13 protein-coding genes and 1 other RNA gene are annotated in these 15,145 nt (G+C 42.3%); 9 read left to right on the top strand and 5 right to left on the bottom strand.

Annotation, left to right across the window (positions count from 1 at the left end; translation table 11 throughout):
• Positions 1-35: 35 nt before the first annotated feature.
• Complete coding sequence (gene rsgA, locus AAEY88_RS06535) at positions 36-1,139, bottom strand: ribosome small subunit-dependent GTPase A (RefSeq protein WP_350560663.1); 1,104 nt, start codon at positions 1,137-1,139, stop codon at positions 36-38.
• A 193-nt stretch (positions 1,140-1,332) separates the two neighbouring features.
• Here rsgA and orn point away from each other — a divergent pair, with 193 nt between their 5' ends.
• On the top strand, positions 1,333-1,920 hold the full coding sequence (gene orn, locus AAEY88_RS06540) for an oligoribonuclease (RefSeq protein WP_350560665.1): 588 nt from the start codon (positions 1,333-1,335) through the stop codon (positions 1,918-1,920).
• 116 nt (positions 1,921-2,036) lie between these two features.
• On the opposite strand, the gene AAEY88_RS06545 is transcribed toward orn, so the two are convergent.
• Positions 2,037-2,903: a UDP-2,3-diacylglucosamine diphosphatase gene (locus AAEY88_RS06545; RefSeq protein ID WP_350560667.1), complete on the bottom strand. Its 867-nt coding sequence runs from the start codon at positions 2,901-2,903 to the stop codon at positions 2,037-2,039.
• A gap of 46 nt (positions 2,904-2,949) precedes the next feature.
• Positions 2,950-3,462: a peptidylprolyl isomerase gene (locus tag AAEY88_RS06550; protein WP_350560669.1), complete on the bottom strand. Its 513-nt coding sequence runs from the start codon at positions 3,460-3,462 to the stop codon at positions 2,950-2,952.
• A gap of 227 nt (positions 3,463-3,689) precedes the next feature.
• Between AAEY88_RS06550 and AAEY88_RS06555 the strand changes: the two genes are divergently transcribed.
• From AAEY88_RS06555 to AAEY88_RS06575, 5 genes are all read left to right on the top strand, one after another.
• Positions 3,690-5,417: a glutamine--tRNA ligase/YqeY domain fusion protein gene (locus AAEY88_RS06555; protein WP_350560671.1), complete on the top strand. Its 1,728-nt coding sequence runs from the start codon at positions 3,690-3,692 to the stop codon at positions 5,415-5,417.
• A gap of 160 nt (positions 5,418-5,577) precedes the next feature.
• A complete protein-coding gene (locus AAEY88_RS06560; protein ID WP_350560673.1) occupies positions 5,578-6,306 on the top strand; it encodes a phospholipase D family protein in 729 nt (242 codons plus the stop codon).
• A gap of 253 nt (positions 6,307-6,559) precedes the next feature.
• On the top strand, positions 6,560-7,198 hold the full coding sequence (locus AAEY88_RS06565; RefSeq protein ID WP_350560675.1) for a peroxiredoxin: 639 nt from the start codon (positions 6,560-6,562) through the stop codon (positions 7,196-7,198).
• A gap of 272 nt (positions 7,199-7,470) precedes the next feature.
• Positions 7,471-8,133, top strand: coding sequence for a glutathione S-transferase family protein (locus tag AAEY88_RS06570; protein WP_350560677.1), 663 nt, complete (start codon positions 7,471-7,473; stop codon positions 8,131-8,133).
• Between the two features lie 373 nt (positions 8,134-8,506).
• Positions 8,507-9,403, top strand: coding sequence for an META domain-containing protein (locus AAEY88_RS06575; RefSeq protein ID WP_350560679.1), 897 nt, complete (start codon positions 8,507-8,509; stop codon positions 9,401-9,403).
• Positions 9,404-9,586: 183 nt separating this feature from the next.
• Here AAEY88_RS06575 and ruvC read toward each other — a convergent pair whose 3' ends face one another.
• The gene (ruvC, locus tag AAEY88_RS06580) at positions 9,587-10,171 is read right to left on the bottom strand and encodes a crossover junction endodeoxyribonuclease RuvC (RefSeq protein WP_350560681.1); all 585 of its coding nucleotides are present in this window, start codon (positions 10,169-10,171) and stop codon (positions 9,587-9,589) included.
• Positions 10,172-10,306: 135 nt separating this feature from the next.
• Here ruvC and AAEY88_RS06585 point away from each other — a divergent pair, with 135 nt between their 5' ends.
• The gene (locus AAEY88_RS06585; protein WP_350560683.1) at positions 10,307-10,933 is read left to right on the top strand and encodes an FxsA family protein; all 627 of its coding nucleotides are present in this window, start codon (positions 10,307-10,309) and stop codon (positions 10,931-10,933) included.
• A gap of 295 nt (positions 10,934-11,228) precedes the next feature.
• Here AAEY88_RS06585 and ssrS read toward each other — a convergent pair.
• A non-coding RNA gene (ssrS, locus tag AAEY88_RS06590) (6S RNA) lies at positions 11,229-11,423 on the bottom strand.
• 331 nt (positions 11,424-11,754) lie between these two features.
• Between ssrS and gpmI the strand changes: the two genes are divergently transcribed.
• The gene (gene gpmI, locus AAEY88_RS06595) at positions 11,755-13,398 is read left to right on the top strand and encodes a 2,3-bisphosphoglycerate-independent phosphoglycerate mutase (RefSeq protein ID WP_350560685.1); all 1,644 of its coding nucleotides are present in this window, start codon (positions 11,755-11,757) and stop codon (positions 13,396-13,398) included.
• 217 nt (positions 13,399-13,615) lie between these two features.
• The gene (locus AAEY88_RS06600) at positions 13,616-15,121 is read left to right on the top strand and encodes a S41 family peptidase (RefSeq protein WP_350560687.1); all 1,506 of its coding nucleotides are present in this window, start codon (positions 13,616-13,618) and stop codon (positions 15,119-15,121) included.
• Positions 15,122-15,145 lie beyond the last annotated feature (24 nt).

The raw sequence follows: 15,145 nt of genomic DNA on the forward strand, positions 1-15,145 counted from the left end.
AGCGCTATCATTGCTGTGATTAATAAGGTTTATCATTAGTAAGGCTTAGTGTCGGCCTCGATTTGTAAAGTGACCAGGTTCTCAACGCGGCGTTGGAGTACCTGACCGTCAGCTATGGCTTGCCATAACGCACAGCCTTTACTGTTATGAGTATGTCTGCAATCTCGAAATTTACAGTCGCCTGCTAACGGCGCCAGCTCAATAAAACCGGAGATAATATCGTCAGGGGTCAAATGCCAAATACCGTATTCACGAATACCCGGCGTATCAACAATACCGCCTTGGGTTAGATCATCGGGATTAAACGGTAATAAGCGGCTGGTAGTGGTCGTATGCTGACCGAGTTTTGAGTTATCAGAGATAATATTAACGCTTTGTGCCGATTCAGGCAGTAGCGCGTTGATTAAGCTGCTTTTACCAACACCCGATTGACCGGCAAAAATGACCAATTTATTATCGATATGGCGTTTTAGCTCATCAAGTCCTTGCTGATCATTGCTGTCAGCGACATTTTCAGGACAATCAACTGAGGTTAATACATTTTCATAACCCAGTGCCGCATATTGCGTCAGTAACTCATTGGTATTGGCATCATCGTTTTCTGCCAATAAATCTGCTTTATTCAAGACTAGTAGCGGCTTGATACCCGCATGATGGCAGACGACCAAATAACGGTCAATTAAGGTTGGCGCAGCGGCTGGCAAAGGTGCAAATACAATTGCCAGAATATCGACATTGGCGGCGACGGGCTTGAGCTTATGATAGCGATCAGGACGTGAGACTAATGAGGTGCGTGGTTTCACCGCTTCAATGCGCCCAAAACCAGTATTAGAATCAGCACTCCAGCGCACTTGGTCACCTGCTGCTAGCATCGGTAAGTTGGTGCGTACGTGACAACGCCAAATATCACCCAGTGCTAGTGTTTGCCAAAATGGCTCAGGATCATCAGGCGCAAACTCGGGTTGCACTGGTATCACGGCGGGCAGGCTGGTCACTTGTACCTCTAGTTGCTTACCATAGTGCGCCATGACCACGCCATCCATCAAGCTATCATCAATGCTGTCTTGATTGGACAGCTGTTGTTTATCGATGCGACGAATCTGCTGTTTGGTCAGTTTGCGTTGCCGGATTAATGCCATGGGTGGTGCCTATTATAAAAATATTGTTAAGTGTAGCGTGAAAATTTGCTAACATACAGCCTAAAGCGACTGCAGCAGACAGTGGTTTTGTAACGTTTTACGTGCTACGAATGCCTAGGCGTTATACTATTTATTTTATTGAGGCACAACTGTTTCAAAGTTGCTTCAAAATTTATTGACCATAGGACAGCTTATGAGCACCACCGACCATCCCAATAAGATTAAAATTAAAAACCAAGGTAAAAAAGGGCTGGTATGGATTGATTTAGAGATGACAGGGCTTGATACCTTAAATGATGAGATTATCGAAATTGCCACGGTTGTCACTGATGAAGATTTAAACGTTCTTGCCGAAGGTCCGGTTTTTGCTATTAAGGTATCCGATCGTATCTTAAACGGTATGGATGACTGGAATACTAAGCAACATGGCCAGTCAGGGCTGGTCGATCGTATTCGCCGCAGTACCGTGACCTTGGCCGAAGCTGAAGCCGAGACTATCAAGTTTTTAAATAAGTGGGTCGATAGCGGTAAGTCGCCGATGTGCGGTAACTCTATTTGCCAAGATCGACGCTTTATGGCACGGCAAATGCCAGAGCTAGAAAAATTCTTCCATTACCGCAATCTTGATGTATCCTCAATCAAAGAGCTGTGCTTCCGCTGGCGTCCTGATGTGCTTAGGAACTTTGAAAAAAATGGCAGCCATTTAGCCTTAGATGATATTCGTGATTCTATTCGTGAACTTAAGCATTATCGTCAGCACTTCTTTAATTTGATACCTTAGGCTTAATTTGTAAAGCTAGATAGTTTACGAATAAAAAAGAGGGTCTGTTAAATATTTAGCAGACTCTCTTTTTTTAAACTAATATTTTAAATCCCAATAATTCTCTAGGGTACGATTTATCTTAGTAAGAAGTTAAATTCAACCAAATCAAACTCTGCCTCATCACTGTCTAAGTTATTATCACTACGGTTTGAACTTGCCTCTGTCGTAATTGCCCCAATAACAGCGCTGACCTTAGGCTTACGCGTTTCTTGATCGAGCAGTCGCCAATCACCAAGTACATAGCGGCTTTTGCCTTCATTGCTGCGATGAATCTCAGGGCGATGAGTATGACCGTGTAGTAGCGCGTCAAAGGTATAAAGTGCTTTGTTCACTGAGGCTTCGTTCACATCCATGATATACGCAGCTTTAGTGGTATTATTTTGCTGGCTTTTTTGGCGCATTTTATCCGCGATGGCCAAGCGTTTTTCTAGCGATTTATTGAGCAGATACCACTGGGTCAGACGATGACGCATTATTCTGCGGAAAAACTGATATTTTTTATCATCGGTACATAGCGCATCGCCATGCTCTAAACGGTAGCGTTGCTGTCCGACAGCTAAAGTATAGGGCTCAAGAATCAGCTCGCCACCAAACAGGTTACAAAATGGCTGGCCTAATAAAAAATCACGATTACCATGCATGACTAAAATCTCACAACCATCTACGCGTAATTGCTTTAGCTTCGCAACGAGGGGTGTTAGCCAATGCGTTTGTTGCAGCTCTTCTGATAATGTTAAGTAGGCATCATCACCAAGCCACACTTCAAACCAATCGCCTAAGATAAATAAACGCTTGAGCGCAGGCAAGGCTAGACAGTCATCAAGCAGCGCCAAAAAAGCCTGCACTAAGGCAGGCTCTTCAGGCGATAAATGCAAGTCGCTGATTAATAATTGCCGTACCTCATGAGGACGGGTTGTTATCAGATGATTGAAATTTTGCATTTATCATAATCCTAATAACTTATTAAAAATGGCTCGTTTAGACCATTTATTTAGAAACAATGGTCGCTGAGTTGATGATAACCGCCTCTTTTGGCACATCAGCATGCATGCCGAAACGACCAGTAGGAACGCCTCTCATTTTTTCGATAACGTCCATACCGCTCGTTACTTTACCAAAGACAGTATAACCCCAACCTTGCGAATTTTTGCCGGTATGGTTTAGAAAGTCATTGTCTTTGACGTTAACAAAGAACTGGCTAGTGGCTGAATGCGGGTCTTGGGTACGTGCCATAGCAACAGTACCTGCATCGTTTTTTAGGCCATTATCGGCTTCGTTTTCGACTGGTTTATTAGTGCCTTTTTCATTCATGTCCGCATCCATGCCGCCGCCTTGAATCATAAAGCCGTCGATGATGCGATGAAAGATGGTACCGTCATAATGACCAGATTTTACATAGTTTAAAAAGTTCTCTACGGTTTTTGGGGCTTTTTCTTCGTTAAGTTCGATAACGATCGCACCCATAGTGGTGTCTAGTTCTACTACTGGCATATCTACCATATTGTGATCCTTTCTAATTGCAGCACCTGAAGTGGCGCTGTGGTGAGTTAATGTTGTGGTTAGTCTAACGGCTTTTTTGTCGCCTGTCATGTATCAGGCTGTTAATGCATTCGCGAAACCTGATAGAATAACGCAACTTTAACCCTTCTTAATAACTTTTGAATTTTTCTATGATGCGTGATGGCACGCAACATAACCTGATAAATTTGCGTTAGGAGCGATACCCCATGAGTGAGCACTCAAACAATATTGAACAAAAAAACGATTTTATTCGCAATATCATTCGTGACGATGTCAACGCGCAAAAATACAAACAGATAGTCACTCGCTTTCCGCCTGAGCCCAATGGTTATCTGCATCTTGGCCACGTAAAATCTATTTGCCTAAACTTTGGTGTTGCTGAAGAATTTGACGGTATTTGTCATTTGCGTTATGACGACACCAACCCGACAGCCGAAAAGCAAGACTATATTGATAATATCAAAACGGATGTGAAATGGCTGGGCTTTGAGTGGGCAGGCGAGGCGTTACATGCTTCTAGCTACTTTGACCAATTACATGCTTGGGCCGTACAATTAATTGAGCAAGGCGAGGCGTATGTTGATTTGCAAACGCCGGCTCAAATCAAAGACAATCGTGGTTCATATAAGGAAGCTGGTACAGCATCTCCACAGCGTGATGCCAGTGTTGCGGATAATTTAAAATTGTTCGATGACATGAAAAACGGTAAGTTCGAAGACGGCAAAGCAGTATTACGCGCTAAGATTGATATGTCTGATGCCAATATGAATATGCGTGATCCGATTATTTATCGCGTGATGCATCAAGAACATCATCAGACCGGTGATAAATGGTGCATCTATCCGATGTATGACTTTGCTCATCCATTATCAGACGCGCTTGAAGGTGTCACCCATTCATTATGTACCTTAGAGTTTGAAGATCATCGCCCGTTTTATGACTGGATTGTTAATAAAATTGGCTTTGAGCAGCCGCCACATCAGTATGAATTTTCACGCCTAAATGTCGACCATACTTTGACCAGTAAGCGTAAGCTTAAGCAGTTGGTTGACGAAGGTATCGTTGACGGTTGGGATGATCCTCGTATGCCTACCGTTGCTGGCATGCGCCGCCGTGGTTATACGCCCGAAGGATTACGTGATTTTTGTAGTCGGGTCGGTATCGCTAAAGCCGATGGTATGGTCGATATGCGCCTGCTAGAGTTTAGTATTCGTCAATCGTTAGATACCACTACCGCACGTGGTATGGCGGTGCTAAAACCCTTGAAAGTGACTATTACTAACTTTAGTGAGGCCGTTAGTAGCTGGGAGTCTCAAAAAGCCGATAGCGTCACTGCGCGCTGGGATGATGAGTCGCAAACCTTATGGCTAACTCAGCCGAACCATCCGAATGTTGATATGGGCGAGCGTGAAATCCCCTTTACCGAAACGCTTTATATCGACCAAGGTGATTATGAGATTGAGCCACCAGCTGGTTACAAACGTCTATCACCAGAGAAACCAGAAATTCGTTTGCGTAATACTTATATATTAGCAGTGACCGAGCATGTTACTGATGATAATGGTAAGGTTATTGAGTTAGAAGCCACTATTGATCCTACAACGCTTGGCAATAATCCTGAAGGTCGCAAGGTTAAAGGCGTGATTCATTGGGTATCGGCCAGCCAAGGCATTCCAGCTACCGTACGTTTGTATGAGCCGTTGTTTAGCGTCGAAGACCCTAGTAGCGTGAGCGATGTACATGGTGCGCTAAACCCCAACTCTTTGACTGAGCTTGCAATAGTGGTTGAGCCATCACTCGCCAATGCCGATGCTGGCACTCGCTTTCAGTTTGAGCGTGAAGGCTACTTTATTAGCGATGCTATCGAGCACAGTAATGAGAAGCCAGTATTTAACCAAATCGTAAGCTTACGTGATAGTTATAAACCAGCTTAATTCATACAGCTTAGGGTTATGAGTTAAAACCTGACAATAGTAGTTTGCAAGCCCGCCCATTTCTAGTACGCTAGATGTGGGCTTTTTTATGAACAATAATAGATTATTCAATAAGTGATCATTAGTAATAATTATAAACCGTAAATTTGAGGACATACCAATGGCAAAGTTTCTGAATAGTAGTGGCACGACCTACCATCTAGAAGAATTGATTAAAAATGCGTCCGATCGCCTGATTATCATTAGTCCCTATCTAAAGCTCAACGACCGCATTAAAGAGCTGTTAGAAGACCGCAACCGGTTAAAGATCGATATTCGGATTGTCTATGGCAAAAATGACTTACAACCAGAAGAGATTAACTGGCTTAAAAACTTGACCTTTATCCGTACTAGCTTTTGTAAGAATTTACATGCTAAATGCTATCTTAATGAAAATGAATGCATCATTACTAGTCTCAATCTCTATGAGTTTAGCCAAGTGAATAATAATGAGATGGGTGTGCTGATTTATCGTAATGAAGATACGAAGCTATATGCTGATACCTACGATGAAGCCCAGCGTATTATTCGTATCAGTGATGAAGTACGGATGTCGTTTGAAAAGGTCGCCACCTCTGATGACAAAACAGTCAGTCCGGTCTCTGTTACTATTGATAAAGCGGCAGAAGACATTGCAAAGCCTAGCTATTCTAAATTGACCACAGCGAAGCTTGCTAAGGAGCTGGGATTAAAAACCCAAGAGTTAAATGACAAGCTGCTTGAAATGAGCTATCTGGAAGAAAAAGAGGGCGAGCTGGTACTGACTGATGCTGGTAGTGCTGCTGGTGGTATAAGCAAACGTGGAAAATTCGGTGATTTTTGTTTGTGGGATTCCGGAATGGTAATATAAACAATAAACATAAATTGAATATACTTGAGCTTAGTTACTTATCTGAAAAGGGAATAACAGCATTACAATCCGTCACAAGACATTCATAACCAGTTTGTTAAGATGAAATGAGCTTTTACGGACGTGGCTTTAGTTATTCGTTAAGTTATTAATTAATAGCTGAGTACGTCGATGATAATAATATAGCGCAATGACACATTTCGACACTAGCGTCGACATTAGCGCTCAAATACTGAAAAACAAGGACATAGTTATGGCACATTTACGTTTAGGTGACACTGCACCAAATTTTGATGCGAGTACGACAGAAGGTGACATTAATTTTTATGATTGGGCCGGGGATAGCTGGGTGGTTTTCTTCTCTCATCCTGCTGATTATACGCCAGTATGTACTACTGAGCTTGGCCGTACCGCAGCATTAGGTGGCGAGTTCCAAAAGCGCAATACCAAGCCTATCGCACTATCAGTTGATAACTTAGAAGATCATAAAGGCTGGGTTGGTGATATCGAAGAAACTCAAGGCACTGCTGTGAACTTCCCTATTATTGCTGATGCGGATCGCAAAGTAGCAAACCTATATGACATGATTCATCCGAATGCTGATAATACCGCTACGGTCAGAAGCGTATTCATTATAGATCCTAAAAAGAAAGTGCGCTTGACGCTCACTTATCCTGCCAGCTGTGGTCGTAACTTTGACGAAATCGTACGAGTGATTGACGCCATGCAACTGTCTGATGAATATAACGTCGCAACCCCTGTTGACTGGCAAGAAGGCGATGACGTCATCATTCCACCAAGCGTCAAAAACGAAGATATCGCTGCCAATTACCCTAAGGGTCATACAGAGATTAAGCCGTATCTACGTACGACTCCTGCGCCAAATAAATAAGTCATTAATTAACTTTTAAATTAAGCGCTAAGCTTTAATATAATGGTTACTACTTAAAAGCCCCATGACTTTACGTTGTGGGGCTTTTACGATTCTCCTATCATACGTTGATAAGCTTTTGCTATGATGAAGACAGTAGGACTTAGTATTTATATTTAAGGCAGCTATTTTTAACGTATTCATTTACAAAATATACTATCTTACTTGAAAACCACAATTAAAAATTATTAGTACTGAGTCGCTGCTTGATCCCCACTTACAAGGAGTTTGCCATGAAAAAACTATATTTAACTCGTACTGCGCCTAATCCACGTAAAGCGATAATATTATTGGCTTCAAAAGGGTTTGATATCGACGATATGGATGACATCGATGTAGTAGACATCGACTTTGGTGCTAATGAGCAGTTTTCAGATGCTTTTACTAAAATTAATCCTATGCAGACGGTACCGGTGTTAACTCTGGATGATGGGACAGTGCTCAATGATTCGCAGGCCGTCTGTGAATATTTAGATCGCGTCTATGGCGAGCGTTCGGTGATGGGTAACGATGTGGTACAGCGTGCTCAAGTATGTGCCATGCGCCGTATTGCTGAGTTTGAAGTATTGTATAACTTGATGCTAGCATTTCAGCACAGCCATCCTTCTAAAGCACGGCGCGTTGAGCAAGTACCAGAGTTTGTAGCACCTTCTGTTGCGCGTGCGATTAAAGCTTTGGCTTATTTTGAGACGATTTTAGAAGGTCATGAATACTTAGTTGGTGACCAGTTGAGTTTTGCAGATATTGTACTGTATCTAGGACTAGATTTTGGCAAAGCCCTAAAAGTGAATCCTAATAAGCACGGAGAAAATCTAGCGCGTTTTTATCAGATGATGCATGAGCGCTTTAGTATTGGGAAAATAGGTAAAGCTAAGCCAGTTGTAGAGAACGAGTAAAGTTACTAAGCCACCTGTTATGGTTATCATAACTTTCAATATACCTATTGTTTAAGAGTGACAGGTGGCTTTAATATTTGATAAACGTCTTTAATTTTAAATGAGAAATGGTTTTTGTATCCCTAATTAGTTTAGTTTAAGACCATCGAGAAATCAGCTTTATAAAATATAAAGCCAACCGTTAATGCGTTAAAGATGTGAGTCGTGAAATTAGACACTTCGTTACAACGTCTACAATTATCAAGGTTATAGTGACCACACAGTTTTGTATTATTGAAGTAATTTTGGAGATGAGATAAAACCTAAAAATTCGTTTATGTCATTTCTATCGGGCTCATAGCTTTTATAATTGGATGTGCAAGGTATAACTATTATGGATATAAAACCAACTTTAAAATTAGCTTTATTGCCTAGTTTGCTAGCGATGAGCCTAGCCATAAGCGCTTGTAACGACGCCTCGACGACTAATGAATCTGGGGTGGAAGGGGCTACTGCTGCCCGCGAGGTTGTGAGCACAGATGCAGCTGCTGAAGCGACCTCTGCTGCAACTGACAATATAACTACTGAGCAAAAAATGATTGATAATCTTTCCCAGTATCGTTGGACGCTTGCTACCGCTACTGATGGTAGTACCCAGCCGTTAACTTTGCTTATGGAGATTAAAGATCAAGTTACTTTGACCTTCAGTCAGTATCAAGGCCTAAATAATATTAGCTATAGTGTCGGCTGTAATACCATGGGCGCCGTTTATCAATTACAAGACCATACCATAACTATCGAAAATAGTATGAGTACCAAGATGATATGTGACGATCTAAATGCGGCTGAAAATCTCTTAAACAAATTGTTGCAGGGAGATAGCCAGCTAAGCTTAGCCGATGGTGAGCCGCCAATGTTGACCCAAGTGACTAGTGATGCGGTAACTTTAGTTTGGAGGGGCAAAATGACAGCGCAAGCAAAATATAACAGCAAAGGCGAGACGCTATTTTGGGCGGTGAATTCTGAGGTTACGCCTTGTACAGATAACAGTACGAAGATGTGTTTGCAAGTCAAGCCAGTGACTTATGATGAGCAAGGTCTGAAGACTAGCGAAGGAAAGTGGACTCAATTCGCAGGCGAGATCGATGGCTATCAGCATGATGGCAAGCACGATGAAGTCCTGCGTCTACAGCGTTATAAGCTTGACACTAACAATACGTCAGTCGAGGCATCAATTGAAAAATATGCTTATGTATTAGACACGGTGATTGAAAGCGCCGTTGCAAAGTAAACAATCATCACAAATTATGATATAAGCAAATAATAATTACCTAAGTTAAAAGCAGCCCAACTAAAAAACACGCGCCGTTCTTAATAAAGAGCGGCGCGTGTTTTTTATGACTGTTTAGAATATAACTGTCGAATAATTATAAATATTACTACGGAATATATATAAAATTACACGCATAAAACCTTAACGCAAATTCCCTAAATCCTCTTCGGTTAAACGCCAGCGGCCTTTTTTCTTGGAGGCACTGCGTCCACGCACGGCACCGTTGAGTAGCAGCTTATTCATAGAGTGGCTTGAGTGTGCATGACAAATGGCGCAGGCAAGACCATCGGCGGCATCTTGTTGTGGTACCACATCAAGGGCAAGAATTCGACAGACCATATCTTGGACTTGTTCTTTAGCCGCTGCGCCATAACCGCAAACGGCTTGTTTTATCTGGCGGGCAGTATATTCTGACACTTCTAAATCTAACGCTACCATCGCTGCGATTGCCGCTCCACGAGCCTGTCCAAGCTTAAGTGCAGAGTCAGGATTTTCTGCCATAAATATTTGCTCAATGGCAGTATAAATAGGCTCATTGGCATATTTGATATGGTGCTGCGTAATACGTGTTAGCCCATTAAAAATGCGCTTAAGGCGTTCCGGCATCTCTTTAGTGTCCGTGCGGATAGTGCCAGCATCAATATAGGTTAGTTTATCGCCCGTTTGCTGCACGATGCCATAGCCGGTCATACGTGAACCGGGATCAATCCCGATAATAATTGCCATAGTATTCCATATTACTTAAAAATAAGCCGTAAGTTTGATAGTATAGCAAGCCATCCCCATATACATTGCAAGTTAACCATTTTAATTTGCATAACGCTTAATTTCTTCAGTTTTTATTTTATAGGACGACACTTTATGGGTCAGATAGTTGGTATTGCCATTGTTTGGTTTATTATCGAGATGCTGCTCTGGTATTTAATTAGCCAGTTTATTAGTGGCTGGTGGGTATTTATTTGGTTTATCATTGCGGCTGTTATTGGATTCTCCTTTATACGTAAAGGCCTGGCTGCCCTCAATCCAATGGCGCAGCAAATGAAAGCTGGTGGCATGACGAATCCTTCAATGCGCCCACAAGAATCTACCATGATTAAAAGTGTTGCTATGGCCGCCGCTGGTATTTTATTACTGATCCCTGGAGTAATCAGTGACATGTTGGCGCTGCTTGTGATCTTGCCACCTGTACAAAAGAAATTGAAAGATATAGCAAATAACTACGTCATGAACAATCAGCAAAAGATGATGGAAATGATGGCCAAGCAAATGGGTGGCGGTCAAAATCCATTTGGCGGTGCTAGTGGTGGCATGGGCGGTGGTCAAAATCCGTTCGGTGGAGCAGGCGGTATGGGTGGTCAAAACCCGTTTGATAAACAGCAACAAAATTCATTTGGTAACGTTTTTAAGAAGCATACGACCGTTGATGGAACGGCCAAAAATGTACCCAAAGATGTGAAGAAAATTACTAAATCCGCCAATGATGAGTAGCGTATTGACGGTAAAGTAATAGGGATTACTTTACAGGCGTGATTGGGTAAAGATAAACAAGAAAACAGCTACCCTTGCGAACAATGGAATTGAGCGTTCTTTACCTGATTGTCATATAGTACTGTTTTATGTGAGTCACATAAAGAATAGCTAACCCTTTACCTTGTAGTAATAATGTCGATTAGATTAAATAAAAAAAGCCCCTTTCGTTGATAACAAAAGGGGCTTTTTAATACTGCATGGATGTATCACTTTTATAGCATTTTTGCTAAATAATAAGTAATAGTGCCTAAAATTAACAACCGGAGTGCCGCCGTAGAATGGTGACCCATGAACCGTGAAGTTCAGGGCGGATACGTCATTGCCTCGGCAGGTTTCCTGAAACACCGCAAGCGGTGCAGGCATACACAATAAAGCAATAGGTAGCGCATCCAGGTATAACATTATCGGCTCAGGGAATAACATCTACTAGCCAACACTCCAGAATAAATCCATCTTAACTAATGAAAACCCTGATTGCAAGTTCGATTTACAGATTGATACTTATTGATATTAGGCGTTTACTACCGTTTCATCAGTAGCTGATAAACAATAAGAAACCCCATTCCTTAACCGCTATTTTTTATAAAAATAACTAAATTACTATTTCAAATAGCTCTTAATAATGTTGAGTTTTCGGCTATTTTGAGATATGTGGTAATATAGAGGCCTTTATAACTGCCAATCTTAATTTTATATCTTTTAATACCAATATTTCATTCTAATGTTCTTAATTCTAATAATGCACGGTAGGCTTTCAATCACTTGAGGAGCGGTAATCTATGACCAGTACGCAGCAATCATCAGAGTCTATTGACGACAGTCAGATCAAACACAACAACAAGCAAAATAAAAAAGTGCCGCATGTGTTAATGATATTGGATGGCTTTGGGCATCGTGAAGATGATAAAGATAATGCCATTGCTGCCGCTAAAATGCCAAACTTAGATAAGATTTATCAGCACTATCCACATGGCCTAATATCAGCCTCAGGGGAAGATGTGGGTTTGCCTGAAGGCCAGTTTGGTAACTCTGAAGTTGGGCACATGAATTTAGGCGCTGGGCGCGTTCTTTATCAAGATTCAACTCGTATCACAAATGAGCTTGCCAATCGTGATTTTTATAAAAACGAAGCATTAGTAGGAGCAGTAAATGCCGCTAATGAGCTGGGCGGTAACGTCCATATTATGGGTCTGCTGTCTGATGGTGGCGTTCATTCGCACCAAGACCATATCGAGGGCATGTGCCATTCAGCATTAGTCCATGGGGCCAAAAATGTATTTGTCCATTGCTTCTTAGATGGTCGCGATACGCCGCCTAAGTCTGCGGATAAATATATTAATCGTTTACGTGAATATTTGAATAAGCTCAATGCTCACTATGAAGGCCGCGCCCAGATTGCCACTATTATTGGGCGCTACTATGCGATGGACCGAGACAATCGCTGGGATCGGGTACAAAAGGCTTATGAATTAATCACTGAAGGTAAAGCAGATCGTCTGTCAACTCGTGCAGATGGCGCGGTTCAAGCGGCTTATAAAGCACGCGAGACCGATGAGTTTATTAGCCCTACTACGGTGATTGGACGAGATGAGACCCCATATACCGTGAACGATAATGATGCGCTGATTTTTATGAACTTTCGTGCTGATCGTGCTCGTGAATTAGCGCAAGCATTTGTATTACCGGATCATGAGTTTTCAGGTTTTGCCCGTCATAAACGTCCAAAGCTTGCAGCCTTTGTGATGTTGACCAAATACTCAGATATCCTAGCCGACAATCCTAAGACCAGTATCGCTTATTATCCAACTGCATTGACCAATACTTTAGGCGAATACTTACAGGATCAGGGTAAAACTCAGCTGCGTATTGCCGAAACTGAAAAATATGCGCACGTAACGTTTTTCCTGAGTGGTGGCCGCGAAGCAGAATATAAAGGGGAGACGCGTATCTTAGTACCTTCTCCTGATGTAGCGACTTATGATTTGCAACCTGAAATGAGTGCGCCTGAGGTCACTGATAAGCTAGTGGCTGCTATTGAATCGGGTAAATATGATGTGTTAATCGTTAACTATGCTAATGGCGATATGGTTGGGCATACCGGTATTTTTGATGCTGCCGTACAAGCGGTAGAAGCATTAGACGTCTGCGTGGGCCGTATTGAGAATGTAGTACGTGCAGCAGGTGGCCATATGCTAGTTACCGCTGATCATGGCAACTGTGAGCAAATGCAAGACTATGAGAGTGGGCAGGTGCATACTCAGCATACCACTGAGCATGTGCCATTGATTTATATTGGTGATAAACATGTACAAGTACGTCGTGGCGGTAAGCTCAGCGATGTTGCACCGACGATTTTAGCCTTAATGGATATGACCCCACCCGATGAGATGACGGGTAAGAATTTATTGATTCCGGCATCATAAAAGGCAATAAAGCCAAGCTCTTGGTGAATGGATAGTTAAATCAAAGAAAAAGGAAGGATAGTGGTTGTTCTTCCTTTTTTGTTCGCGTTATTTTGTCAGGTTCTATTTGCAATACTATCCTAGTGCTTAAGGTAATCTTAATGCTATCTTATAGCAGCGTACTTTTTGCTTTGTTATAAAAATATTGTGTATTTTTATCGTTTATATGAGTCTTCTTATGCGTCTATCCTCTTTTATTCGACCCGCTTGTTCGGCTCATTCATCAAACCGATATGCTGCTTTTAAGCCTGTATTTATAGTTTGGCTGATAGGGATGGGCAGCCTAAGCATGCAGGCACAAGCAGCAACGACCACGTCTAATAATATTAATAACAGTCGCGACTTTAGTCCGACAGCAGACTTGGATCTTATCAGTCTATATGGTGATGATGTGCCAGTAAATAATGGCACCAATAACTTATCAAATACCGACGATATGCTGAATGCCGCGGATCAAACCGACGACTGGATAGATAACGCACCGGATACCAACGCACTAGTCGATGAATCAGATTATATAAATACTGACATTCCAGAAGAAGTTGCGCAGGTGTCTTTAAATGCTATTTCACCTGAGACGCTAAAGACATTTGTCTCTGTAGTAGACTTAGTGCGCCGTCAGTATGTTGATGCAGTTAATGACGAAGCGCTATTTAGTAATGCGATGAGCGGTATGTTAACCAAGCTTGATAGCCATGCTGAGTTCTTAGACGCGGAAGCGTATGAAAATTTGCGCGCCTTTACCGAAGGTGATGTTGGTGATATCGGTCTCAAAGCCATCTATCAGCCAAAGGTTGGGTATTGGGTCATTACCGAGGTAATTACTGATTCACCTGCCGATAAAAAGGGTATCGCCGTCGGTGATTATTTGCATCAAATTGATGAGTTTAAGCTTGATGAGGACAGACAGTCTCATGATATTGAGCAGCTGCTGACAGGTATTGCCGGCACTAAAGTGGATGTTGTCACCTCAAAAGCGGGACGCCGTAAACACACCACAACGTTACAGCGCAATAATAATCATCCACAAACCATTGAGACGCGGCTAGAGGATGGTATTGCTATTATTAAACTACCCGCTTTTCAAAATAATAGCCGCGAAAAAATTTTACAAAGTCTGATTGCTTTAGAAGCGCCCGTATCCGGAATATTGCTAGATTTACGCGATAATCCAGGTGGGGTACTAACCTCAGCGGTAAAAGTGGCCAGTTTATTTATGACCGATACGGATGTGGCGCAAGTAAAAAGTCGCCACAGCGAGCTGCGGACTTTGTCTACTCAAGGTACGGCGGTACTCAAGCCATTACCCGTTATTATCTTACAAAACCGCTATTCGGCATCAGCATCAGAAGTACTGGCAAGCAGCTTACAGACCCAAAAACGCGCTACTATTATCGGTGAGGTCAGTTATGGCAAAGGATCAGTACAGTCGGTAATACCACTGAATGATGAGCAAGCAGTTAAATTAACGGTGGCGCATTACCTGACCGCCACCGGCAACAAAATAGATAAAATTGGCGTACAACCGGATGTCACTCTATCTGGTAGCGAGAGTACCTGGGAGCGGCAAGCTCTCGATTTATTGCACCAGCAAGTACGCTCTTCAGGCATACGTTTCGTGCAAAAAGAAACTTTAAAAGAAGGCGCTGCTGAGAAAAAACCAGCAATAGGACGCCGTAGTTAGGAGCAACTATAAGGGTTTGTAAGC

Origin of the sequence: Psychrobacter sp. CAL346-MNA-CIBAN-0220 (assembly GCF_040309805.1) — a bacterium.
In the GTDB taxonomy this organism is placed as follows: domain Bacteria; phylum Pseudomonadota; class Gammaproteobacteria; order Pseudomonadales; family Moraxellaceae; genus Psychrobacter.